24 protein-coding genes are annotated in these 25559 nt (G+C 33.1%); 14 read left to right on the top strand and 10 right to left on the bottom strand.

The features are described from left to right. Positions 1–5: 5 nt before the first annotated feature. From ispE to NTZ27_02985, 6 genes are all read right to left on the bottom strand, one after another. Positions 6–848 carry a 4-(cytidine 5'-diphospho)-2-C-methyl-D-erythritol kinase gene (gene ispE / locus NTZ27_02960; GenBank protein ID MCX6173695.1) on the bottom strand — a complete coding sequence of 281 codons (843 nt, stop codon included), beginning with the start codon at positions 846–848 and terminating at the stop codon, positions 6–8. Further along, the gene (locus tag NTZ27_02965; GenBank protein MCX6173696.1) at positions 829–1722 is read right to left on the bottom strand and encodes a homocysteine S-methyltransferase family protein; all 894 of its coding nucleotides are present in this window, start codon (positions 1720–1722) and stop codon (positions 829–831) included. The genes ispE and NTZ27_02965 overlap by 20 nt, the downstream gene beginning before the upstream one ends. Beyond that, positions 1715–2860 (bottom strand): lipopolysaccharide heptosyltransferase family protein, encoded by a 1146-nt coding sequence (locus NTZ27_02970; GenBank protein ID MCX6173697.1) that lies wholly within the window; start codon positions 2858–2860, stop codon positions 1715–1717. The genes NTZ27_02965 and NTZ27_02970 overlap by 8 nt, the downstream gene beginning before the upstream one ends. Further along, on the bottom strand, positions 2861–3883 hold the full coding sequence (locus NTZ27_02975; protein ID MCX6173698.1) for a glycosyltransferase family 9 protein: 1023 nt from the start codon (positions 3881–3883) through the stop codon (positions 2861–2863). Beyond that, positions 3876–4925, bottom strand: a complete 1050-nt coding sequence (locus NTZ27_02980) for a glycosyltransferase family 9 protein (GenBank protein MCX6173699.1) — start codon at positions 4923–4925, stop codon at positions 3876–3878. Before NTZ27_02980 ends, NTZ27_02975 begins: the two co-directional genes overlap by 8 nt. 557 nt (positions 4926–5482) lie before the next feature. Further along, positions 5483–7075: a GMC oxidoreductase gene (locus NTZ27_02985; protein ID MCX6173700.1), complete on the bottom strand. Its 1593-nt coding sequence runs from the start codon at positions 7073–7075 to the stop codon at positions 5483–5485. 287 nt (positions 7076–7362) lie between these two features. Here NTZ27_02985 and NTZ27_02990 point away from each other — a divergent pair, with 287 nt between their 5' ends. From NTZ27_02990 to NTZ27_03005, 4 genes are all read left to right on the top strand, one after another. After that, entirely contained in the window at positions 7363–9666 is a 2304-nt protein-coding gene (locus NTZ27_02990) for a hypothetical protein (protein MCX6173701.1), read from the top strand. A 208-nt stretch (positions 9667–9874) separates the two neighbouring features. Beyond that, positions 9875–10429 (top strand): hypothetical protein, encoded by a 555-nt coding sequence (locus tag NTZ27_02995; GenBank protein ID MCX6173702.1) that lies wholly within the window; start codon positions 9875–9877, stop codon positions 10427–10429. Positions 10430–10611: 182 nt separating this feature from the next. Continuing rightward, positions 10612–11448: a BRO family protein gene (locus NTZ27_03000; protein MCX6173703.1), complete on the top strand. Its 837-nt coding sequence runs from the start codon at positions 10612–10614 to the stop codon at positions 11446–11448. A gap of 131 nt (positions 11449–11579) precedes the next feature. Continuing rightward, positions 11580–11945 (top strand): endonuclease domain-containing protein, encoded by a 366-nt coding sequence (locus tag NTZ27_03005; protein MCX6173704.1) that lies wholly within the window; start codon positions 11580–11582, stop codon positions 11943–11945. 244 nt (positions 11946–12189) lie between these two features. Here the strand turns inward: NTZ27_03005 and NTZ27_03010 are convergent, their stop codons facing one another. Next, a complete protein-coding gene (locus NTZ27_03010) occupies positions 12190–12822 on the bottom strand; it encodes a T9SS type A sorting domain-containing protein (GenBank protein MCX6173705.1) in 633 nt (210 codons plus the stop codon). A 437-nt stretch (positions 12823–13259) separates the two neighbouring features. Here NTZ27_03010 and NTZ27_03015 point away from each other — a divergent pair, with 437 nt between their 5' ends. Further along, a complete protein-coding gene (locus NTZ27_03015; protein MCX6173706.1) occupies positions 13260–14066 on the top strand; it encodes a DUF4382 domain-containing protein in 807 nt (268 codons plus the stop codon). A gap of 154 nt (positions 14067–14220) precedes the next feature. Here NTZ27_03015 and NTZ27_03020 read toward each other — a convergent pair whose 3' ends face one another. Beyond that, entirely contained in the window at positions 14221–15831 is a 1611-nt protein-coding gene (locus tag NTZ27_03020; protein MCX6173707.1) for an NFACT RNA binding domain-containing protein, read from the bottom strand. Between the two features lie 41 nt (positions 15832–15872). After that, on the bottom strand, positions 15873–17117 hold the full coding sequence (locus tag NTZ27_03025; protein ID MCX6173708.1) for a putative sugar nucleotidyl transferase: 1245 nt from the start codon (positions 17115–17117) through the stop codon (positions 15873–15875). 245 nt (positions 17118–17362) lie between these two features. Between NTZ27_03025 and NTZ27_03030 the strand changes: the two genes are divergently transcribed. From NTZ27_03030 to NTZ27_03070, 9 genes are all read left to right on the top strand, one after another. Then, complete coding sequence (locus NTZ27_03030) at positions 17363–18091, top strand: PASTA domain-containing protein (protein MCX6173709.1); 729 nt, start codon at positions 17363–17365, stop codon at positions 18089–18091. A gap of 10 nt (positions 18092–18101) precedes the next feature. Next, positions 18102–18764 (top strand): ribulose-phosphate 3-epimerase, encoded by a 663-nt coding sequence (gene rpe / locus NTZ27_03035; GenBank protein MCX6173710.1) that lies wholly within the window; start codon positions 18102–18104, stop codon positions 18762–18764. Positions 18765–18869: 105 nt separating this feature from the next. Next, on the top strand, positions 18870–20051 hold the full coding sequence (folP, locus tag NTZ27_03040) for a dihydropteroate synthase (protein MCX6173711.1): 1182 nt from the start codon (positions 18870–18872) through the stop codon (positions 20049–20051). Beyond that, the gene (gene cdaA, locus NTZ27_03045) at positions 20044–20880 is read left to right on the top strand and encodes a diadenylate cyclase CdaA (GenBank protein ID MCX6173712.1); all 837 of its coding nucleotides are present in this window, start codon (positions 20044–20046) and stop codon (positions 20878–20880) included. The genes folP and cdaA overlap by 8 nt, the downstream gene beginning before the upstream one ends. Before the next feature lie 90 nt (positions 20881–20970). After that, positions 20971–21648 (top strand): metal-dependent hydrolase, encoded by a 678-nt coding sequence (locus NTZ27_03050; protein ID MCX6173713.1) that lies wholly within the window; start codon positions 20971–20973, stop codon positions 21646–21648. Positions 21649–21677: 29 nt separating this feature from the next. After that, a complete protein-coding gene (locus NTZ27_03055; protein ID MCX6173714.1) occupies positions 21678–22460 on the top strand; it encodes an AAA family ATPase in 783 nt (260 codons plus the stop codon). Beyond that, on the top strand, positions 22457–23404 hold the full coding sequence (locus NTZ27_03060) for a ParB/RepB/Spo0J family partition protein (protein MCX6173715.1): 948 nt from the start codon (positions 22457–22459) through the stop codon (positions 23402–23404). The genes NTZ27_03055 and NTZ27_03060 overlap by 4 nt, the downstream gene beginning before the upstream one ends. Positions 23405–23510: 106 nt before the next feature. Then, a complete protein-coding gene (locus NTZ27_03065; GenBank protein MCX6173716.1) occupies positions 23511–23897 on the top strand; it encodes a DUF5683 domain-containing protein in 387 nt (128 codons plus the stop codon). Positions 23898–23908: 11 nt separating this feature from the next. Further along, positions 23909–24616: a YIP1 family protein gene (locus NTZ27_03070; protein MCX6173717.1), complete on the top strand. Its 708-nt coding sequence runs from the start codon at positions 23909–23911 to the stop codon at positions 24614–24616. On the opposite strand, the gene NTZ27_03075 is transcribed toward NTZ27_03070, so the two are convergent. Beyond that, positions 24591–25526, bottom strand: coding sequence for a hypothetical protein (locus NTZ27_03075; protein ID MCX6173718.1), 936 nt, complete (start codon positions 25524–25526; stop codon positions 24591–24593). The genes NTZ27_03070 and NTZ27_03075 overlap by 26 nt on opposite strands. Positions 25527–25559 lie beyond the last annotated feature (33 nt).

Raw genomic sequence — 25559 nt, forward strand, 5'->3', positions numbered from 1 at the left:
TGAAGTTAACAATTAGGAATACTTAAAAAGTTAAAATAATTGTTAGGTAAATTATTTTTTGCAACGTTTGCTGATTCAATATCTTTAAAAATACCATAAACAGAAGAACCGCTTCCGGACATCAAAGCAAATAGAGCCCTGTCTTTATATAACTGTATTTTTATCTTTTCAATTTCCGGATATTTTCCAAAAACAAATTCCTCAAAATCATTTTTAACTCTCGATCTAACTAAATCATAGTTTAATTTTTCTTTTTGTATTACCGATTGGAAATCAATATTTGAATTGTTAGCGGAAATATTTTGGAATGCTTCTTTAGTGGAAATATTAATCCTTGGATAAACAATTAGTATTGGTTCAGTTATTTCAAGATCAACATACTCTAATATTTCACCGCGGGAAGTTCCGATAGCCGGTTTAGATTTAATAAAAAATGGAACATCAGAGCCAAGCTCTAAAGCTAATTCATTTAATTTTTTATAATCTAATTCCAGTTGGAACATTTCATTTAGAGAAATCAAAGTTGCTGCTGCATCTGAACTTCCGCCGCCAAGTCCGGCTTGAAACGGAATATTCTTCTCTAAATTTATTTTAACATTTATTTTCTTTCCGGATATTTTTTCTAAAAGATTCTTTGCTTTTACAACAAGATTAGAATCATTGTTAGGAACAGTATTTGTGTTACAATTAAAAACGAATTTATCAGACATTTTAAATGTTAATAGATCATAAAGATCAACAATAGGGTAGAAAAGAGTGGAAAGATTATGGAAATCATCTTTTCTTTTTTCCAGAATATTCAAACCGATATTTATTTTCGCCGGCGCTTTAATTTCTATATACTTCATTGAAATATTCCTTAATTGCTTTTGTATGATTCGTATTAGAACCGCAGCAAGTTCCGACGAATAAAGGATTAGAATCCAAAAAGGGTTTAATCACTTTAATATAGTCTTTTGGTTCGATACCGCATGAAATATTTTTATCTTCAACACTTCCTGCTCCACAATTCAAATAGAATCCCCATGATTTAGGAAAAACATTATTCTCCGAATATTTGAAGAATAGTTCAGGCTTGATACAGTTGAATCCAATACTAACAGGTGAATAATCTTCCACCATATTTATCGCTTCAGTTAAAGGTTCACCGCTCAAAAGATTAAATTCAGAAGTAAAAAAGAAATTCAATACGAAAGGAATGGAATTGGATGAACAAAATTTTGAAATGATCTCAATCTCATCCCATTGACTCTGAGTTTCATTCCAAATAACATCAACTCCGTTTTCCCATAAAAGTTCGATATGTTTTTTATGATTGTACTCAAAATCATACTTTGTAATTGTCCGCTCGATTTGATAGCAATCTTCCGCCGGTGGATTTGAACCTGCAATAATAATTTCCTTCCCGTTGCGCGCATCTGTTGCTAGTTGAACACTTCTACGGACGAATTCTTCATTCGATAAATTAATATTCGAATGTCTATACGCAGTAGGATTTGTTCTAAAAGTGTTAGTAGTTATTATATCCGCACCGGAAACTATATACTCTTTGTGTAGAGCAATTACTTTTTGCGGATTTGTGATGTTAAGAATTGATGACCAAAGAATATTATCTTCGAATTTTGTGGCTTGCTTTAGCAAACTTCCATTGGCACCGTCCAGAATAAGTGAGCGGTTAATTGATTTCTGTTTTTTAATAATATCAATTCTGGACTTATCCACTTCTCTTGCTGTCAAAATATTTTGTCATTTCGTTTACAATTTTTTCAAGATCAATCATTTGAATGCACTCTAAATTATAGGGGCAAACTTTTTTCCAGCAAGGTGCACAGAAAAGCCCATCCGGAATTAGTTTTATACCGCGATCATATAAATCAATTTCGGTCCAGCAGCTTAAACCAAACCATGCGATAACATATTTTTTCATTGCTATAGCCAGATGCATTCCAAACGAATCACCCGTAATTATAACTTGTGGAATGCTTTCGTAACAAGCTCCTTTACGAACGCCGTCTTTAGTTGGAGTATTAATAATTTTTCCGTAGAAATTAGATGTAATTTCATTATTGCGTTCTTCATCTTCGGGACCGCCGAGGAGCATTATCTTAAATCGTTTAAGCGATAAAAATTTTTCAATTAGAGTTACATGCTGTTCAATAGTCATTTTTTTATTTGGATAGAGATTGGAACAGCCGGTGTTGAAGCCAATAACTTCATCCATATCACTAATATTTATTTTCTTCTTGTACTCATTAATGAATTGTATCTCAGATTCACTAAAGTTGAAGACGTAATCATCACGTTTGTAACTGAGATTAAATGTTTCAGCAAGATAATCCTGCCCTAATCGTTTGTTCATTTTAAACTTTAGATTATCATTCATGCCAAGTTCGTAATTATACTCAGAGCCTTTATTTAGAGGAATTATCTGTCCATGTTTATTGATTCCAAATCCAAGTCGTTTTTTTGCATTCACCTGCATTGCAATTGAACCTGAGCGCAAGGATTTATCTACGTTCATCACAATATCAAAATCTAATGATTGAATAATCGAAAGTGTTTCAAAAGAGTAGGGCATTACTTTATCTATGAATGGATTATTTTCAAGCAGACCAACAGCATTATTAAGAGTGATCCAATAAATAGTTGATTGCGGATATTTTCTTTTGATAGCTGGAAGCTGGGCAGTTGTCATTAATACGTCGCCCATAGCATCGAGATTAATAATTAGAATTCTTGTTCCCATCGGATTATATTCTTTACATCCGTCTTTCCAACAATCATGATCGGGGAAGCAAGGTTTATAACCGCTAAAATTTTTACACGTTTTAATCTGTTTTAGTTTATCTTTCTTCGGCATTTAAGTTAGACCTATTTCGTTTATCAGACTCTTCAATTTAATAAAAACTTCTTGAACAGAGATGTCATTTATATTTTCAGTAGATGACTTAATTGAGCGGTAAGCAATACGATATGGCTGCCAGCTGATATAATTCCATTCTGGGTTTGGATAAAGTGCGAGTGTAGGAATACCAAAAGCAGAAGCGATATGCACTGCAGAAGTATCCGGAGTAATTAGCATATCTGAAGATTTTATATAAGTGGCAAAGTGTTGAATGGAAGCAAGCTTACCTTCGATACAGTTTTCAGTTCCTAAAGAAAATGCAAGTTGTCTCTGCAGCATTCGATCTTTTTCTGTTGAGAGGAGAAGGAAGAAACAATTCTTGTACGCATCATTGATGGAATGTAAAAGTTGATTCCATTTTTCAATATCCCAGTAACGGATCTTTGCACCGGCAGAAATATTAACGGCAATAAGATGTTTACTTTTTTCCATAGAGCTAAGCTCAAATTCGACTTCAGAGAGTTCTTTCGAACCTAAGTAAAAAAAAGGCTTTACAAGTTTTTCGTCAGCTATAATTCCTAATTGAAAAAGAAAATTATTCATGCGCTCGATGATGTGAGAATTTTCATTCTTAATCGGTGTTATTTTGAAATTGATATACCGTTCATATTTAGAAAAATTATAACCTGCTTTGATCCGAGCAGACAAAAACTTAAAGATCAGTGCGCTTGTAGTGGATGGACCGTCATTGAGATCAAGAATCATATCGTAAGATTCTTTGCGAAGCCCGGTTAGTTTTAGATAAAGAGAAAGATTTTTTTTAGTATAGATGACTTTAGTTAATCTTGGATTATACTTTAACACATCTTTGTTAGAAGTAAGAGTAAGTAAGTGAATTTCCAGATGAGGGTATTTTTCCTTTAAGACTTCAAACACAAAAGATGTAACAACAAGATCGCCGATCTTTCCCAGACGTACAATCAAAATTTTCTTGATAGAAGAGAAATCAACTTTTGTTATTGACTTTGAATTATCCATGCGAAGGAATCACGATATTATTTTTTGATATGAGTGACTCGACTTTGCTCAACACTTTCTCAACCGGTAGATCGCGGAAACATTCATGCTTACGCGGACATACAAGCAGATTACATTCAATACATTCCAATTCATCCAAACGGATCCATTCATTTTTGTCGCCGAATGGTCCATGCCTATAAGGATTTGTAGGGCCGAACAAACCTAAAATCGGCGTTCCGACTGCTGAAGCTATGTGCATTGGTCCGCTGTCATTGGCAATTAAAATTTTACATCGTGCAATCATTGCAGCAAGTTCTTGGATTGTTGTCTCAGGAGCAATAAATGATTTCTCTCCAAGAAGTGAATGTATCTTGAACGCATCTTCTTTATCAGATTTCCCCCAAATGATAAAAATTTTTGCATTGAATTTATTTATAAGAACGTTCGCAATCTCGGCAAATTTATCAGGGTCACATTTCTTAGAAGCCCAGCCGCCAGTGGGACAGATCCCGATAACAAAATCATTTTCTATGAAATTGTTACTAAAATACTTCTCCGCCGTATGTAACGCAGATGAGTTAATGAAATAATGAATTTCTTTATAAGAATGGTTTAAGCCGAGCAACCTCAAAGTTTCAAGATGAAATTGTGTAGAATGAAATTTCTTCCCGAGCTCTTCCGAGCCGAATAAATTATAAGCGTATTTTCTTCCGCGGTAGGGAAATCCTACTCGGTATTCTGCTCCGCTAAGAAAAGTTATTAATGCAGTCGAGGGATTGGTAAAGAAATCAAGAACTAAGTCGTACTTGGTTTTTCTAATTTGAAAGATTAGAGAAACCTTTTTCCAAAAATCATTCCGTTCAAAGAGATGAACCCGGTTAATTTCTTTCAAACCGCGTAGTCCCAGTTCTGATGGCGCTTCGACAAGATAATCTATCTGAGCATTTGGGAAATCTTTTCTAAGATTATCTAACACAATAGTTGTAAGAACTACATCACCGATTCCGCGAAGATTGATGATGAGTATCTTATTGATCTTTTCTTTGTTGAGTTTTGTCAATCTATAACCGTATTTGAATTTAGAATTCAGACTTATTGGAAAATGATGGAGTTAAAAATGAAAACATTTTCACAAATCTTGTTTTCAATTTACGAAGTTTCAATTACTCCATCAATGAAGTGCCAGAATAAAGAATATTTATAATGTTTATTTTCAAATACAACAGTATAGAAAAATAAAAGGGGAGGAATAATAAGCAACATAAAACTTTTTGAATCAAAAAAAATCCGTTCCGTTTGGAACGAGGAAGAACAGAAATGGTATTTCTCTGTTGCCGATGTTGTTGAAGCATTAACGGACAGCACAGATATTAAACAGTATGTCAAAAGACTTCGGCAGCGTGATGAACAGTTGAATTCCAACTGGGGGACAATTTGTCCCCCCCTTGAGTTGGAAACAAATGGGGTACAATTTGTACCCCCTTATCAATGAACTACTTGGAAACTATCATTAGAACAACCTAAATGGAGCCACAATGGACTTAAAAGGAAAGACTGTCATCGTAATTGAGGATGAGCTGAGAATTGGTTTGGTGCTTTAATACAAATAATATTTTTTCAACTGTGTTTGACTAAATTCGAGTTTTCAATTTTTCTCATCGCTCTTTCACTTAATGCAAGAATAGTAAGAGACGGATTAACACCTGGATTTGCAGAAATCATTGAACCATCGCACACATATAAATTCTGATAACCAAATACGTGATTATCTTTATCAATTACACCTTCAGATCTATCTTTTCCCATTGTTGCACCGCCGAGAATATGTGCGGTTGTTGGAATTCCTAATATAATTTCCGATAACAACGCCCCCGGTGTTCCGTTAACAATATTTGCATATTTTTTTACCAGTTTATTTGCTTCGGGTAGAAATGCGGTTGGCAATGTTCCTTCTCCCAATTTAGTTTTCATTCTAAACCAACCTTTTGTAAATCGAAGCGTTCCGCTTATGGTACGCATATATAATAGTATCTGGGTCTTTTTTGCCCAGTCCCAAACAAAATAAAATTTAAAATAACGGACGGGGTGTTTATTAATTTCCCAGATTGCTTTTACTAAACGAATAAAAACATTACTTCCTATTACGAGCGGTGCAATTTGTAATCTCCAAAAACCTGATCCAGAAGGATAACGGACGGGTTCAAGATGACTATGTTCATCGGTATGAAGAATTGATCCTATAGCAATGCCATCTGAAAAAACAGTTTCTTTTTTAGGTGATACAACACCCATTAAACTTTCTGAATTTGTGCGAACATTAAAACCGATCATATCGGATAAATTTGGTAGGGTAGTGTCTTTCAATTTAAGCAAGAGTGGAATCGTTCCTAATACGCCGCCGGCAAAAACAATTCCTTTGGATCTAAACTTACCTTTTGATTTGAAAAATTTTGTTGATCTTTTCCATTCAACTTCATAACCATTAACGCCATCTTTATTCTCTAAGGGAATTATATTGTAAACTTCAGACTCGGCTTGAATAACAGCTCCTTTTTTCTGAGCTAGGTAAAGATAATTTTTATCAAGTGTGTTTTTTGAATTGTGCCGGCATCCTATCATACATGCGCCGCAGAATGTACAGCCTGAGCGATCCGGACCTTCACCATTAAAGTAGGGGTCACTTACGGTTTTTTCCGGCTCTCCAAAAAATACTGCTACATCAGTCGGTTCAAACTGATCTTCTTTTCCAATTTCTTTTGCCAAATTCTTTAATGCTTTGTCGCCGTTTTCCAATCTCGGATTTATTGTAACACCCATCATTTTTTTACTTAGTTCATAAAATTCTCTTAATTCATTTTCCCAATCGGCAAGATGAGACCACGAACCGGTTTTGAAAAATTCTTTCTTGGGAATTGGCAATGTGTTTGCATAAACAAGAGAACCGCCGCCAACTCCAACACCGGATAAAATTCCTACATGACGATAGAATGTTATTTTGAATATGCCGTGAAATTTTACTAATGGAATCCAAAGCCAGCGTTTCAAATTCCAATTTGTTTTGGCAAAATCATTTGAAGAAAACCATTTGCCTTTTTCGATCACTAAAACTTTGTAACCTTTTTCAGAAAGACGAAGAGCAGAAACCGATCCGCCAAATCCGCTGCCAATTACGATGTAATCGAAATCATATTTTTGTTGATAAGTTGCCATGAGATAATTTTTTTATTGAACTAATAACTTTGTCGTTAATTCTAATTAATCTTAATTTAATATAAAGAAAAGGTTGCAAAAAACGCTGGTAATGAGAATAAATTTTAGACACAAAGATTTATGATTCTTCTTGGCGTACATAAAAGTATGGAGAGTTGGAAGGGAAGGATGTAAACAAAACGAATCGACTTCTTACATCTTAGATAATATTCCTAACTTTATTTAGTAATACTTCTACTAGGTAGTGTTAGAAAATTTGAAATAAATAAATTCATTATAAAATTTAGATGTCTAGAAAATATAAAACATGGAGTAAGTACAGTAACAGAAGCGAAAATATTTTCCACCCCGAATATATTTTTCAAGAAAATCCTTTTAAAGACATAAGTGTTGAAGAAAAAGATAATATATTGAAGGAAATTGGTGAAAAAGTTTCAATAGAGTTACCAAAGTTATTCCAAGAGCTAAGGGAACAATTGCTCGAATTCATGCCCCTGCATCCTTTATGCTTACTCTCTTATTATTTTCTTACTAAACCAGTTGGAACTAATAAAAAAAACATCATTAGGATAGAACAATTTCAAGTGGAATTGTTACAAGCTTTCTTCCTAACAATTCCGATCGAGGATTACAAACATTTTAAACCCTTGACCCCTGATAAGGTAGATCCTTTTATTGAATTGATCAATAAATTTACTAGCTATAAAGAGTTATTAAAGGTTACAAACATTGATAGAACTCTATCTCAAGAGGAACTGAGTAAAAAAATGATTCTTGAATTGATAAGATCAAATACAGAAATTGTTCGGAATTGGGCATATCCTGAAGCTACTTATAGAATGTTAACAGAAATTTATTCACTCGTGAATAATGAAATTTATCAGAAAACAAAAATTGATATTCTGGTTTTAATAAATTTTTTTAAAGAACTAACAGAATCTATTGAGGAAAGGATCAACGAGCATTGGAGAAAACTTAAAGAAATAATGAAAATGAATGATAAAAAAGAGATTATTTCAAAATACATTAAATATTTTCCTTTAAAAAACACTGCTGAAGAATTGCTTGAATTTAGTAGACGGTTTCCCTCAAGAAAAGATTTTAAATACTGGTTGTTTGGTCATTCAGACATTTTGTTGAATGATTTATTTAAAATTGATTTCGATAAATTCGAGAAAAAGTATGCAGATAGATTAACAGATAACTTTATAATATTGCTAGACCATCTTTCCAATAAATTAGGAGATCTTAAAGAATTCAACACAGATCATATTTATTTAGCCAATCCTATTTGGCTAAAACCTTTTATTAAAATAAATGATAAAGAATATTACTATACAATACCGAATATGTTTCAACATAGTAGTTTTCAACTTATAGAAAACTTAATCTATCCAAAAGATGAAGAAATCAAAAAAAAGATCGGAAAGAAAAAATCAAGTTTTCTAGAAGATTCAATTGAAAAATTATTCATTAATTCCTTCCCAGATGCAATAATTCATAAAAATCTTTATTGGTTTAGTACTGATGATATGAAAGATTATGAGAATGATGTTTTAGTAATAATCGATAATGTCTTTATTATCATTGAAGCAAAAGCCGGAAAATTCAGTGATTCTTCTAAAAGAGGATCGCTTCTAAGAATTGAACAAGAGTTTAATGAATTAATATTAGAACCAGCGATTCAATCAAAAAGATTTGAAAAATTTCTTGAGGTACAAGTTGGGATAACGAAATTAAAAGATAAAAATGGGACTGAGATTAAAATTGATTGTAATAATATTCGAAAGATTATTCGATTAAGTATTACTTTAGAATTTATTCCAATTTTATCGAGTAGTAAAAAGGATTTATTAGAATCTGGATTCATTAACGATATTGAAACGCTCACTACGACAATGTCATTAAATGATCTGGAAATAGTATTAGATTTATTACCAAAACAAAGTGAAAAAATACACTATTTTTCAAGAAGATTTGATTTTGAAAAAAATTCCCTTTTCAATGGTGATGAGTTAGATATTTTAGTATTCTATCTAGAAACTGGTTTTAATATTGGTGACACAGAGTTCAATCAAGAAATGCTAATGCTACAAGGAAATTCTGAAAAGTTGGATGATTATTATCTTTTTCATTATAAAGATAATACAATTCTAAAACCTACTTCGAGAAGAACCCCATTTTGGAATGACATTTTAGAAAGATTTGAGAAAACACAGAAACCAGGTTGGACAGAAATAGCTTATTCTTTATTAAATGTTAATTATGAAGATCAAATAAAAATTCAAGAAGCAGTAGAAAAACAAAGTAAAATTGTAATTCGAGATTGGGGAAAACCAAAATTAAATAATGCTGTAATACTAACTTATGGTCCACCTCAAAGAAAAGAAGTTTTTGTTTGGTTTCTTTATCTGGATATGCCGAAAGAAGAGCGTGATAAGCAAGTTCATAATATTGTTGGAAAAGAAATGGAAGAATTAAATGTTTCTAAGGTCCTAGTCATAGGATCAAATTTATCACATAGTCATAGTCATTATCCTTATAGTTTCATTGCTTTGGTAACATCAAATATTACTGCTAATTCTGAATAAATTAATCCAACAAAATCAATTACCTAAACTGAACAATACTTTGGAAGTGAAGAGAAAAAACTTAATCCACAACCATCACACAACTAGTCGGCATTTCAGGTTTAACAGAAAAAGAAATAAAAATTTAGAAAGCAAAAAGAGTTAATTTCAATCTTAGATAAAAAAATAAAAGACAAAATAGCCAACGTGTGGGGAGAATAGGAGAAACATGAAAACATTAGCAGAAATATATTTACCGGCAGAAGAACTATTGACGAACCAGTTGTTCAATATGATTCTGGATATAATAAAACAGAAGAAGAAAATTCCATATCTGGATTCAGATAAAAACCCTAAAGAAGAGTATCTGGAATATTTCATAGTAACTGATGCTTTGATTTCTTTTAATAGAAAAGGCGGTAACAAAAAGAATAATAAAGTCACTGGCAAACAATTAAAGGATGCTATTAAATATGCTTTGAGAACCGATGAAGAATTAACCAGGCAAAGCTTTAATAAAATGTACGGTACCTCGGTGGGTACTTCACTTTATTCATTTATTAGCTTGGTTAAAAAAGAGATTACAAAATGTAGAATAGTCGGACACGAAATTTCTCATCAATCTTTTGGTAATGGTCTAATCTCCAAGATCGAAATGCAAAAGGAATTTGTGTGGTTTAAGTATAATGATGATCTCAAAATGCTTTCTATGGATCACTTCTCACTTGGAAAAGAAGATGAGCAAAAAATTAAAAAAATATTAGACAGCGAGTGGGGAGAGTAAGATGGAAGAAATAAAAATTGTAGAAGGTAACTGACCACCCCCTTTAATTTCCCCTCCTTTTTTTAAGGAGGGGAACGAAAGCCTGCCCGCCGTTATTTTGGCGGGGGGTGGTCAAAACAAATACAACATTACAAATGAAAAACTCTAACATAGAATTTATAACGTTGAAAAGGGGGCTTTAGATGAGCAACATAAAACTCTTCGAATCAAAAAAAATCCGTTCCGTTTGGAACGTGGAAGAACAAAAATGGTATTTCTCTGTAATTGATATTATAACTGTATTAACAGAAAGTAACCGTCCAAGAAAATATTGGAGCGATTTAAAAAAGAAATTACTTAATGAAGGTTTTGAGCAGTTGTCCGAGAAAATCGGACAACTGAAATTAGAAGCAGATGATGGTAAAAAATATCTCACCGATGTTGCAGAAACTGAAACGTTAATGCGGTTAATCCAATCAATTCCATCCCCCAAAGCCGAACCGTTCAAACTATGGCTCGCAAAAGTTGGCTACGAACGTCTGGAAGAAATCGAAAATCCTGAGCTCGCTTCAAAAAGAATTAGAGAAATATACAGAGCAAAAGGTTACAGCGATGAATGGATTGAAAAAAGAATACGCGGTATTGCAGTTCGTGATGAATTAACTGATGAATGGAAGAAGCGTGGTGTAAAAGAACATATTGAGTTTGCTATTTTAACTTCCGAAATAAGCAAAGCTACATTTGGTTTAACCCCTTCGGAATATAAAGAAGTAAAAAATCTGCCCGGTAAAAGTGAAAATCTTAGAGATCATATGAACGATCTCGAATTAATTTTTACAATGCTCGGCGAAGCTTCAACAACAGAAATAACAAAAGAAGCTGATGCAAAAGGATTTATTGAAAATAGAACTTCCGCAAAGAAAGGCGGTAAAATTGCCGGCGATGCAAGAGAAGCTCTTGAAAAAGAAACGGGCAAGAAAGTTGTTTCGAAAGAAAATTATCTTCAGTTAACTGAAAAGAAAAAACGGAAATTGAAATAAAAATTGTAGAAACTAACTAACCACCCCCTTTAATTCCCCCTCCTCAACAGAGGAGGGGGAGCGCATAATTTCCCCTCCTTTTTTTAAGGAGGGGAACACAAGGGGTGGTCGAGAACAAGGGGATAAACATCATGCCGAGATTACACAACAAAAAAATATTAATCACACATAGGAAGCAGTTAAGAAACGATGCCACACAAGCAGAAAAAATGCTTTGGTACGAACTGAAAAATAGCCAATTAGACGGACGAAAATTTAGGAGACAACATAGTGTTGGAAATTATATTTTAGATTTTTATTGTTCGGAAGAAAGATTAGCAATAGAATTAGATGGTGAACAACACGAGAACGATAAACAAAAAGAACATGACCAATTAAGAACTGAATATTTGAACAGTCTTAGAATATCTGTCATTCGATTCAAGAATACAGATGTAATATTCGGAAGAGATTCTATTGTTAAAAAGATATTAGAAAAATTTAAGGGAGACAAATAACCTCACCGGTTCCCGATAAATCGAGACCACCCTCTCCTTACAAAGGAGAGGGGTAGGGGTGAGGTCAAAAAAGAAATTTAATCCATCACCATCTCACACCCAACCGGGATTTCAGGTTTAGATGAAGAAGAAATAAAAATTGTAGATGGGCAATTAATATAGAGACGACATACATGCGTCTATACAAAAATAAATTCCGCCGTAAATAATTTGCAGCGGAATAATGTTTTGTTTAAAAAATTTATTATTTCATCAACATCATTCTCTTTGTTAAAGTTAAAGAGTTAAATTGAATTCTGTAGAAGTAAATTCCGCTGGCTATCTTATTTGCGTTAAACTGAATTTGATGTGAACCGGCATTTTCAATTCCGTCTATTAATGTTGCAACTCTTTGTCCAATCATATTAAAAACCTCCAGAGTAATATATCCTGTGTTAGGCAATGAATATGTAATTGAAGTAGAAGGATTGAACGGGTTTGGATAGTTCTGATTCAAGATAAAATTATTTGGGATTATCTCACTAATAGTTTTTACATCGGTAGCATTATTGACTGTTATGGTACCTTTCATCCCAAAAGATGCATGGGGTACACAAACATAATAGTGTATGCCTACTTGATTAAGCACAACTATTCCGCCGCCATTGGGAAGGTCAAATCCTCCATTGGAAGTTGTTCCATTCGCATTCCAAGTTGCCTGACTAACCTCGCGTGCATTATGAATCGATTCAAGAACAAATTTTACAGTATCACCAACATTGATCGTAATACTGCCGGGTGAGAATGATGTACCGGAATTGTTAATGATATACGTCTTTGAAAAACTAATACTTGTGGCTGTAAGTGTTATTAGCAAAACAATAAACGTTTTTTTCATATTATTTCTCCTGTTGATACCTAAATAACACTTTTAAAAGCAATTTAGTTCTCAAACATGCATGCCAATATTTTGGTGGGGTGTGGTTAAATATAAAAGATGAGAAGAAACTCAATCCGTTACCATCTCGCAGCCATTCGGAATTTCAGGTTTAATAGAAGAAATAAAAATTGTAGTAGGTAAATGACCACCTCATGATTCTTTCAAAACTGCGGTAGATACTACTTCATTAAGTGGTAAGTAATTCTCTTCCAATCACTATGTAAAAGATGTAGTCCCTTTTTCATCCCTTTGCTCTATTGAATTTACGTTAAAATTAGTGGCATCTTAATTGCGTAGTTAGTGAAGAATGCTAAAACAAAATAGATAGGGAAAATCTAAAAATGCGAAGAATCTATTTTTGCAATTTTGGGTTTGTTCAAAAAGGAGAGTTTTCAATGAAACACAAGAAAGAAAATTTAATTCGTTTGGTTGTCACTTTAAGTTTTTTTGCAATAGTTATATTCATTTTCGGTTGTTCTACATCGCCTGAAAACGTGCAGGGACAAATAAGGATTACAATGGTTGATGCCCCTGCTAGCTTTGATCACATAAATATTGTTGTTACCAGAGTTGAAGTTCATAAAGCAAACGCTGATTCAAGTAGCGGTTGGGTTGTAATAAACAATGTTACAACAACTTATGATTTGCTCACTTTAAGAAACGGTGCAAGTGCTATTCTTGGTAATACCTTACTTGATGCCGGGCACTATACACAAATAAGATTAATACTTGGAACAGGAAGTAATATTGTAGTAAACGGTACTGTATTTAGTCTTGATGTATCAAGTGGTGCGCAAACAGGAATAAAATTAAATCATGAATTTGATATCCAACAGGGACTTGTTTACGAATTAACGCTTGATTTTAATGCTGAACATTCAATAGTACTTACCGGAAACGGACAGTATAAGTTGAATCCTGTTATTAGAGTTGCACCTATGGTAATCTCCGGAACCATTTCAGGCACGATAAACCCAGTAATCACTAAAGCATCTGTCTATGCAATAAGCGGAACAGATACAGTAAGTACAGTAGCAGATATAACCACGGGAACTTTTAAACTAATGGCAGTAATTCAGGGAACTTATACTGTAAAAGTTGTTTCAGGAAATGCTCTCTATAACGATAAAACAATTGCTAATGTAATCGTTGTTGCAAAACAAAATACTGACTTAGGAACGATCAATTTAGTCCTGAAATAATATTGATTTATAATCTAAGAAGATTACATTCAGCTATCGGGTATTTTCCACCGGCTGAATTTAAATTCTTTTTCTTAATATCTTCCCCTCTTTTTTTTAAGGAGGGGAACACAAGGGGTGGTCAAGTAATCATTTCATTGAGAAGCGAGATATATTAATCCGTAACCATCTCACAACCATTCGGGATTTCCGGTTTGACTAACAAAACTTTTTCTTTAGTTACCGTAACTTGTCCGGGTTCGTGCCTTGCATTTTTTACTACATATTTTTTTAGCGTATAAGTTACGGGAACAAGTTTGGAAGTTTTTGCTTTACTGTAAAATGCGGCTACGGAAGCCGTCTTATGCAAAATATTCTTTGGTACAGTTTCTTTTGTGTTTTCAACTCTTAGAACAACATGCGAACCGGAAACAGAACGCGCATGAAACCAGAAATCATTCTGCTTTGCAAATTTAGTTGTAAGCATATCGTTGTTCTTGCTGTCCTTGCCCACATAAATGTGGTACTTGCCGTCAATTAAAAAATGTCTGTATAACATTTTATCTTTTTTGTCGTCTGTTTGCGCTGACTGTGGTTTCATCTTCAATTCTTTTTTTATTTGGAGAAGTTCTTCCTGATCTTCCGTGCGCTCAAATTTATCTCTTATTTTTATTAACCGTTCATATTCTTTTGCATTTAGATTTAGCAGTTCACTCGATCTCTGATATTCAATCTTTTCTGCGCGTGATTTATCATAATAGCGGTCAACATTCTGATTCGGTGAGAGTTTTTCATCAAGCTTTATTTTATATTTTTCACCTGTGGAATAATCTTCCAATTCAATTTCTTTCATTCCTTTTCGCAGCAAATTTAAATTTGCAATCAACAGATCGCCGTACTGATGATAAACTTTTTCCTTAGTGCCGGCATCAACACGTCCTTTTAAGTTATTCAACTTACCAGTTAATGATTCAATGGATTTTGTAAGAAACTTCTCAATTTCTTTTCTCACATTCTTAACCTTCGTTTCCGAGAAGGAGAGTGTGAAATATTTGTTCAGAGCGCTAAAGTAATTATCAAATAAGAAGTGCTCTATAGGAATAGGATGTGAAATGAACGAAGCCGGATGAAAACTTGGTTTGCCAAGATCCTCATCATAGTAAACTGCTATCTTTTCTTGAATAATTTCCCACAACACGACGGAAAGATTCTTTCTAAAATCATTCTTACGAGAATCTGCTTCTCTTAGAATATCTTTACCAATGGAAGGTAATTTCCGAATTAAAGAATCATCTGCTGTACTTTCTATGAATGAAGTAACTAAAGGAAACGAATCGGTAAAATTCAAAGCCGGCAGTTCATTAAGAAATCTTTCTCTTTCTTCTTTATCAACCTTCTTGAATGGATATAAATTATTCACAGAGTCTATAAGATATATATTGCTTTGTCCGCCGCGGAATACAACATATAATTTTGAATTGTTGAGAGTGAATTCAATTATACGGTCGCCCAATGCAATTTTTATCGAGTTGACTTTAGCCGGTAAATAGGTTTCAAAAAAACTTATTGTGTTTTTCTTTGCCTTATGATGCACATCTTTAGTTGTTATATAATGCTGCTGAGGATTTGTTGAAATGATTACATGGAATAAAGGTTTATCTTTTAACGGGATATGAAGAAATAGTTTGTCTTTCTCCTGAGTATAAGCTTCAAGTATTTGCTTTTCGTGAATTGCGGCAGATAATTCTTTGATACATCTGAAAATAAAAAAATAATTTTTATACATAAGTTAGAGAATAATCTTGAAAGGGAATTGATAATTAAAAATTAGTCACGTCTATCATGCATTGTTAACTTAAAAACTTCTTTGAGTAAATTAATCTCAGCTTCTGAAAGATTCACACTTCTTCTCTTTGTAACAATATTGGCAACTTCAATTGATTTACTAATATCATTGGTTCGTAAAAAAGCAGATCCGCCCCAGCTGAATGACGGGATATTACGTGCGGGAAATCCTGCGCCAAAAATATTACATGATACACCTACAATTGTCCCGGTATTAAACAATGTACCAATTGCAGTTTTAGAATGATCGCCCATAATCAAGCCGACGAATTGTGAACCGGTATCAACATTTTTACCATTGAGCAGAACAGTAATATTCTCGTAATTATTTTTGAGATCGCTGTTATTCGATCCCGCTCCGATATTAACCCAGCTTCCTAAATAAGAATGACCAAGGTAGCCATCGTGCTGTTTATTAGAATAAGAATGAATGATTGAAGATTCTATCTCGCCGCCGACTTTACAAACTTCACCAATAGAAGTACCGTGATAAATTGATGCATGAGTTTTAATAATTGAACTATCACCAATAAAAGCTGGACCTTGAATATGCGATTGAGACATGATCTTTACATTTTTGCCAATGTAGATCGGTCCATCTGATGCATCTAAAAATACAAACGGCTGAATCTCCACACCTTTTGAAATAAAAATTTTATTCTTATTAAGGAATTCAACAGAACGATATTTTTTTGAATCAATTTTAGGAATCTTATTTACTAGTAAATTGAAATCATTAACAATTTCCTCCCCGTTAGCATTTACCAAATCCCAAGCATAGTTTATTAACGAACAATCAGATTCTCTTTTCGCTAAAATATTCAAAATATGAAATGGTAAAAATTCTTCTTTGCTTGTAATTAGAGTTCTTAAATTATCTCCTGAAAGATTTGCAGCTGCAATAATTCCGTCTTTCACAAGTGCCGAATTATTACCAAGCTTTTTTATCTCTTTAGCAATTTTCTTATTAATTAATAATCTGCCATTAATAAAAAGAATATTATCTGCATCGTATTTGTTAATAGGAAAGCCGGGATACCTTTCCGTAAGAACTTTTTGTAAAGAGGTCCTGACATGAAGTATTACATTTTTAGAAGTTAATTGTTTAGTAATCTTCTCCCTTAATGTTATCATACCGCACTTCAGATCATAAACCGGATGTAAATATGTTAACGGCAGGAGATTACGAAATCCTTCATCTTCGAAGATGCAAATGGCTGTTTTCATAAATATGCAGTTTGTTATAAAATATTTTGATTGCCTTAATAAATTAATCAAAAAGTAGAACTATAAGCAAAGGGGGAAAGAGTCTATTTACGTTCTAAAATTGAGATGTTTCTTCCGATGAATCGGGAGAAGAATCTAAAAATTTTAATTGTTCAATTATCAGATTCTTCACTCCTCCCGACAAGTCGGGATCCGTTCAGAATGACTCCTTGCTTAACGTGAGTCACTTTAATTATATTTCAGTTATGAAAAAGCCCTCAAAAATATTTTGGAAAAAATTACTGTACGTCTTTGGAGGCATCTTAATCTTTCTTCTTGTAATTGATTACATCATTTTACCGCTTTATGTAAGCGGAAGTGAGCATCAAATACCTAATGTTATCGGTAAACAAAAAGATGAAGCAATAAAAATTCTTGAAGATGCCGGTCTTAATCCTATTATACAAACATCCCGATTCGATCAAAAATATCAGAGAGATCATGTAATATTTCAAAATCCGTCTCCTAATATGGCTGTTAAAACTAATCGAAGAGTATATCTAACAATCAGCGGAGGAGATCCGCAAATCAAGATGCCTTCGTTAGTTGGTAAAACGATTAGAGATGCAACTGTAACTCTTGAACGACTTGGTCTTTCTATCGGAAAAGTTGATTCAGTAGAATCTGAATTTCCTGCCGGTATAATTGTAGAGCAGCAATTTCTTCAAGGAAAAGAAATTTCAAAAGGATCGGCGGTTAATTTTAAACTAAGTATTGGACCTCAGGTTGGTATGGTTCGTGTCCCAAGTCTATTTGGGCAAACATTATCGGAAGCAGAAAAAATCCTTAAGAATAATTCACTAAGAGTAGGTAATAAAGTATATATCTTCTCACAAAATTATTTACCAAACACTGTTGTAGATCAATATCCAAGTATAAATACGTTGACTAAAATTGGCGACAGTGTGACAGTTACTTTAACAAGAACAAAATAGAGTGATATAAATGAGTCCAAAGAAATTAATAGCTTCATCTATTTTAACCGCAGATTTTTCTAATCTTTCACAGCAGATTCGTTTTACAGAACTTGGCGGAGCTGATTGGATTCATTGTGATATTATGGACGGTAAGTTTGTTCCTAATTTAAGTTTTGGACCTGTTGTAGTACAAGCCGTAAGAAAAATTACCAAACTTCCGGTTGATGTTCATTTAATGATTAAAAATCCCGATGCTTTACTGGAAAAATTTGTTGAAGCCGGAGCTAATTGGGTAACAGTTCATCAAGAAGAAGTTGTTCATCTTAACAGAACGTTAACAAGAATTAAAGAGTTAGGAGCAAAAGCCGGAGTTGCAATTAATCCTTCTACACCAATTACAACTTTAGTAGAAGTAATCAATCTTGTTGATTTGGTATTGATTATGTCGGTCAATCCAGGTTTTGGAGGTCAAAAATTTATTCAATCCTCAATTAGCAAAATTCAAGAACTTAATAATTTAAGGACAAAAACTTCTTCTAACTTTTTAATTGAAGTTGACGGCGGTATCAGTAAAAATAATATCAAAGGACTTGCGGATGCCGGTTGTGATGTATTTGTAGTAGGGAATTCTATATTTGGTCAGGATAACATCACTGCTGCTACGATCGAATTGAAAAATATGGTCATGTAAGAAAAGTATCTTTCTTATTCTTTTCTCAAATCCATTCAAGATTTTTTTTTAATTTATATACGAAATTTGTGAAATTCTGTAATCTCATTAGTAAGAGGTTAACTGTTGACTATCCAGCTTGTTGATATTTTTTATCCTAATGTCTTTCGAAGATATAGTGCAAAGTATAATATTTTTCGTGAATTATATGAGAAAGATCTTGTTGGAATTGAGATACGCGGGATTGAATTCAAACTTGCTCAAAATATAAAACGAATTATTCTGACCAATAAAGAGATCTGCTATACAACCGGTAAGAAAGGCGATCTTATATGTGATCTATTGGTGATTGGCACATATGGTATTTTTAGAGAGTTATCAAAAGAAATTATTTCAATCGGCAACGAAGATTTAGGGCGGAAAGTAGCACGTATTCTTCAGAATATTACAGATTATGAAAACCAGACTATACAAATTGGTAAACTTACTTTTCCGTTAGACCGTGCATACACTGTTGGAATTCTAAATGTTACACCGGATTCGTTTTCCGACGGTGGAAAATATTATCAAAAAGAAAATGCGGTCGAACATGGACTTAAATTATTAGAGCAAGGTGCTGATATTCTTGATATCGGCGGCGAATCTACAAGACCGGGCGCAGATCCTATAAGTGAAGAAGAGGAGATTAAGCGGGTAATACCTGTAATCGAAGAAATTATTAAAGCAAAACCGGATTCGCTAATTTCAATTGACACATCAAAATCTGAAGTAGCTCATGAGGCATTACAAAGCGGTGCTAAGTTAGTCAATGATATTAGTTCATACACATTAGATCCAAAAATTTTAGATGTCACTAAACAATTTAATGCAGTATTGATTTTGATGCATATGAAAGAAATTCCCAAGACAATGCAAGATTCTCCGTACTATGAAGATGTTGTTTCTGAAATTTATGATTATCTAAAAGCCAAAGTTGAAACCGCAAAAAAAAATGGTATAAAAAATATTATTATAGATCCCGGAATTGGATTCGGGAAAAGAGTAATGGATAATTATGAATTAATAAAACGATTAAATGAATTCAAAGGAATAGGGCAACCGATTCTTGTGGGGCTTTCTAGGAAATCATTCCTTGGCAAAGCACTTGAACTTAATATTGAAGAAAGAGGTGAGCCTACTCTTATCGCTGAAACACTTGCAATTAAAAACGGTACACGCTTTATTCGTACTCATGAAGTTAAGAAAACAATATATGCATCTAAGTTAAACCGCTTTTTTGATAATCCGGAATTACTGCAGAATGTTTGAAATAATCAAAATAGGATTTCTTTCAATATCATTCCTTGATCTAATTGATATTCTTCTGGTTGCTTTTATTTTTTATAAAGTATATACAATTATTCGTGCAACAATTGCAGCTCAAATATTTTATGGTTTGATCTTTGTCCTTATTCTTTCTTTTCTAGCACAAGCGGCTAATTTTAAAGCTCTCGGATGGCTGCTTAGATTACTAACCGATATTTGGGTAATTGCATTTGTAATCCTATTCCAACCTGAAATAAGAAGATTACTAATAATTATAGGAAAGAATCCGATTTTTAGAATGTTTATAAAAAGTGACGAATCAAATCTTACAGATGTAATCACAGAAACGGCATTTGAATTAGCTCAACACCAACACGGTGCTTTGATAGTTATTGTAAAATCAGTTGGTATCCGTAGTATTGTAGAAACGGGTGAATTGATCAATGCAAAAGTTACAAAGAATTTATTGCGTTCTATCTTTTTCCCGCATTCACCTTTACACGATGGCGCAGTGATTATTATGAATGATACAATTGAAGCTGCACGATGTACGCTGCCGTTATCAAGTGAGTATGCAAAAAACGGCAAACCTCTTGGAATGCGCCATAAGGCGGGTCTCGGTATTTCAGAACAAGCAGATGTTATTAGTGTCATTGTATCAGAAGAGACAGGCAGTATTTCTGTCGCCGAAGACGGACAAATTAAAACCGGTTTATCTAAAGAGGGACTAAGAAATTATCTAAATAATTCACTCAGTGATTCTAAAGGGAAAGGTTTGAAAGTGATATCACAAATGTTTAAGAAGAAAAAAATGTTTTCTGATTTAGAGTAAATAAAATTCATCATCTTAAAATTGAAATGATTAATTTTATTGCTGATAAGACATTAGTAAATTTCTATTAGAATAGGAAAGAGGGAAACAATGAAATTAAAATATTTTTCTCATTCAGCATTTCAGATCACAACTGATGCCGGTAAGAAAATATTGATTGATCCGTTTTTGGATGGCAATCCAACCTCTCCGGTAAAATCGAAAGATGTTGATGCTGATTTTATTATATTGACACACGGTCATGGCGATCATATTGGTGATTCATTTAGCATTGCAGAAAGATGCGGTTCACTTTTTATTTGTTGTAATGAATTAGCCAATTATTGTTCTTCGAAAGGATTCAAAGCACATAGTATGCATATTGGCGGAAGCCATAATTTTGAATTCGGCAAAGTTAAATTCACAATTGCTCATCATGGCTCAATGACTCCCGATAATTATTATGCCGGTGAAGCATCGGGAGTGATCTTATCAATTGACGGGAAAAATTTATATCATACCGGTGATACAGGATTGTTTTACGATATGAAATTAATTGGAGAAATGACACCGCTTGATTATATGCTGCTGCCAATCGGAGATAACTATACAATGGGAATAACGGATGCAGTCAAAGCAGTTGAGTTAGCTAATCCTAAAACTGCAATTCCAATCCATTATAATACATTCCCGGTGATACATTCAGATCCCGAAGAATTTAAGAAAAGAGTTGAAGCTCTCGGGAAAAAAGCGATTGTACTTAAGTTTGGACAAGAAATTTTATTGTAATTTAATTATGTAATTAAAAATTCCTATTTATGGCCAAAAAAATTGTTATTGCAAATCAGAAAGGCGGAGTTGGAAAAACAACTACCGCTATAAATTTATCTGCATCTGTTGCTGCGGCAGAATTTAAAACACTATTAATTGATATTGACCCTCAAGCAAATTCAACTTCGGGAATCGGTATTGAGAATTATAAACTTTCCGTTTATCAAGCTTTAATCGGAATAGAAGATGCAGAAGACTGCATTATAAATACATATATGCCGCATCTTGATATTATACCATCAACTATAGATTTAGTCGGCGCAGAAATCGAATTGGTTTCTATGGAAGAAAGAGAATATTTATTAAAAAAGGCGGTTGCAACTATAGAATCACGATATGATTTTATTTTTATTGATTGTCCTCCTTCACTCGGTTTACTAACACTAAATGCTTTGACTTGTGCTGATTCGGTTTTAATTCCTGTTCAGTGTGAATACTTTGCATTGGAAGGTTTGGGACAATTATTAAACACAATTAATATTGTTAAGAAAAATCTGAACAATGATCTTTCCATTGAAGGCGTGTTATTAACTATGTTCGATACAAGATTACGGTTGTCCCATCAAGTTGTAGAAGAAGTAAAAAAATATTTTGGGACAAAAGTATTCCAAACGATCATTCATAGAAATGTTAGATTGTCTGAAGCGCCGAGCCACTCTAAACCTGTAATACTTTACGACGCAAGTTCAGTCGGTGCACAAAATTATATAACGCTGGCATCAGAATTAATTCAAAGAAATAATCTAGAACAAAAGAGTATAGCTAATTGAGTAATTTGAAACCGGGATTGGGAAGAGGATTAGACGCATTAATTAATCCTCAAATGAAAGATAAAATTGATGCGCCTGTAGCGATCTCTAATAAAGACTTGCAAAAAGATGACGGCACATCTTACGATGTATTAGCAAAAATTCCAATCGGCTCCGTAGCTCCAAATCCTTATCAACCAAGAACCGAATTCGACCCCGAAGCTCAAGATGAATTAAGAAAATCAATACTCGAAAATGGTTTGATCCAACCTGTAACTGTTCGAAGAGTTTCAAAAGACCATTACGAACTAATTTCGGGTGAACGCAGACTACGTGCTTGTAAAGATGTTGGATATAAAGAAATACCAGCATACATAATCAAGGTAGAAACAAAAGAAGCGATGCTTGCTCTTTCCCTTATTGAAAATCTTCAGAGAGAGGAGTTAAATTCAATTGAAATTGCAAATGCATATAAGAGATTAATGGAAGAATGTAATTTAACACAAGAAGAAATTGCCGATAGAGTAGGGAAGGATCGAACAACCGTAACCAATACAATTCGCTTATTAAAATTACCACAGAAGATACAGCAAAGTTTGATCAAGAATGAAATTTCAGCCGGTCATGCACGAGCTTTAATAAATATTCCAAGTGAAATAATCCAGTTAGAGATCTTAGATAAAATTATTAGTCATAATCTTTCGGTTAGAAAGGTTGAGGATATTGTACGAAAATATATAAACCAAAAAAACGGATCGAAGAAAAAAGTTTCTGTTCATGTAAAAAGTTTAGGTAATTTATCTCAAAAAGATCTAGAAGAAAAACTCCAAAACATTCTTGGCACTAAAGTAATTTGTAAGCAAAAGAAAAATGGAGCCGGCGAATTAATAATTGAATATTATTCATTAGATGAGCTAGAAAGATTATTTGAACTATTTGAGATTATCAGCAAAAACAATAATTAAGTTAATCATACTTATTTTCTTACTGCATTTATCCGCTGAAAGCACATCTGCACAAGTGCAACCTTTGGATTCCAATAGCGTTAAAATTGATACAAGTAAATTTGTAATGAAAAAGTCTGCATGGGGAGCTGTGATTAGAAGTGTTGTAATTCCCGGTTTCGGCCAATTTTATAATGAATCTTATTGGAAAATTCCTGTTGTATGGGGATTTTTGGGCTGGTTCGTGTATCAGTGGAACACTAGTAATAATTCGTATATCAATTATCGCGATCTCTATAACAGAAGCTTAAGCCAAAATAGTACCGGTAATGCATCTTATCTGAGTATACGAGAGTTTTATAAAGATCAGCGTGATCTATTTGCAGTATTTTTTGGATTAGCTTATTTACTAAATTTAGTTGATGCTTATGTAGATGCACATTTATTTGATTTTGATGTCTCGAAGATTAGAACAGATGATTTATATCGAGTTTCTCTTAAAATAAAATTATAACCGCAGCAAATATGAAAAATGTTTTAGTCTGTAATAACTGTAATAAAGAAAATGCATTTTATTTAATGATTTGTTCGAACTGCAATTCGTTTCTAAGATCCAAAATACCAAATATTGATTTATGGGAAACTATCGGTAAACTTATCGAATCACCTTTACAAGCATTTGATAGAATAATCCAAGCGGAAAATAAAAATTTTGTTGTGACATTGATGATCATTGTTTGTGTTAAATTATCATTGACTGCTATTATTATTCACAATGCACTATATAGTGTAAATGGTGAGCCAATTACTTTTCTGAATGGATTATTGCTCGGAGGAGTGCCATCAATCGTTTTACTTTTGGCTTTTTCTTTGATTATTACTTTCTCAAACAAATTATTTGGTATTGAAAATAGATTCAAAGATAATTTTGCAATTTATATTTTTGCTTTTATTCCTCTTATTGGCGGAATGGTTGTTTTAACTCCGATACAATTTGCTCTATTTGGAGAATATTGGTTTACATTTAATCCTTCTCCTTTACTAATGAAACCCACACCTTCTTTGATTCTTCTAATAATTGAAGGATTACTATTCTTGTGGAGCAGTGTACTTTTTATTGTTGGAACATACTCTCAAACGAGAAACAAAATTTATTCTATTTGTAGCGGTATGATTTTAACGTTGTTGGTAATGGGTGTAATTTATTTTAGAAATATAGTAAGCTATTTTTAACTAGAAAATCAACTACAACTCCATATCTTAATCCTTTTGTACTTACTCTAACTTGATCAATATTTATTTGTTTCATAAACGAAACTAGTATTAAACAGCCAGCCAAAAGAACATCTTCTCTTCCTTTTACAACTTGACCATACCTTTCCAACACTTGATTTTTAGTTAAGTTACAAAGTTGTTTGATAATAGTTTCTATGTCGTTTAATTGTATGATAGAATTCTCTACTTTAACTTCATCATAAACTCGAACATTTTGCTTGATACATGAAAGTGTTGTTGGTGTTCCAGCAACAGCAATTGTGTCAATACTTCTGGAATAATTGCCAACTATTTCAGAAAATATTTTCTTTGAATATTCCAGAGCATGTACAATTTCTTTTTCTATGGGGGGATAATTGCTAAAATATTTTTCTGTTAGAGAAACAACTCCTATGTTAAAGCTTTTCTTAAAATTAATCGAAGAAGGATTCCCATGAATAAACTCGGTACTGCCACCTCCGATATCAATTACATTATTCACCGAATTAATTTGGAAAGGGAAGATAGATCCGAGAAATGTTAAACGTGCTTCTTCATCTCCGGATATTATTTCAATATCCCAACCAAACAACTTGTTGATTTCATAAATGACCTCATTACTATTAGAAATTATTCTGAATACATTAGTTGCAACAATCAATACTTTTTCACAATTAAAACTTTCAATATGTTGTTTATAAAGACTTAGAACTGTTATCAAAGAATCAATTTTATCTCTTCTAAGTTTATCACCCAAGTTTATTCCTTCACTTAATCTTGGTGATTCGTAAAAATTGACTAAAGTTTTGATGTTGTTTTCTTTTGTATTGTATTCTGCAATAAGCAGCAAAATTGTATTTGATCCGATATCAATGGAAGCAATAGTCATATTTTTTTTTTATTTTTGAACAAATGAAATCAT

This window comes from Ignavibacteriales bacterium (assembly GCA_026390775.1).
Taxonomy (GTDB): Bacteria; Bacteroidota; Ignavibacteria; order Ignavibacteriales; family Melioribacteraceae; genus Fen-1258.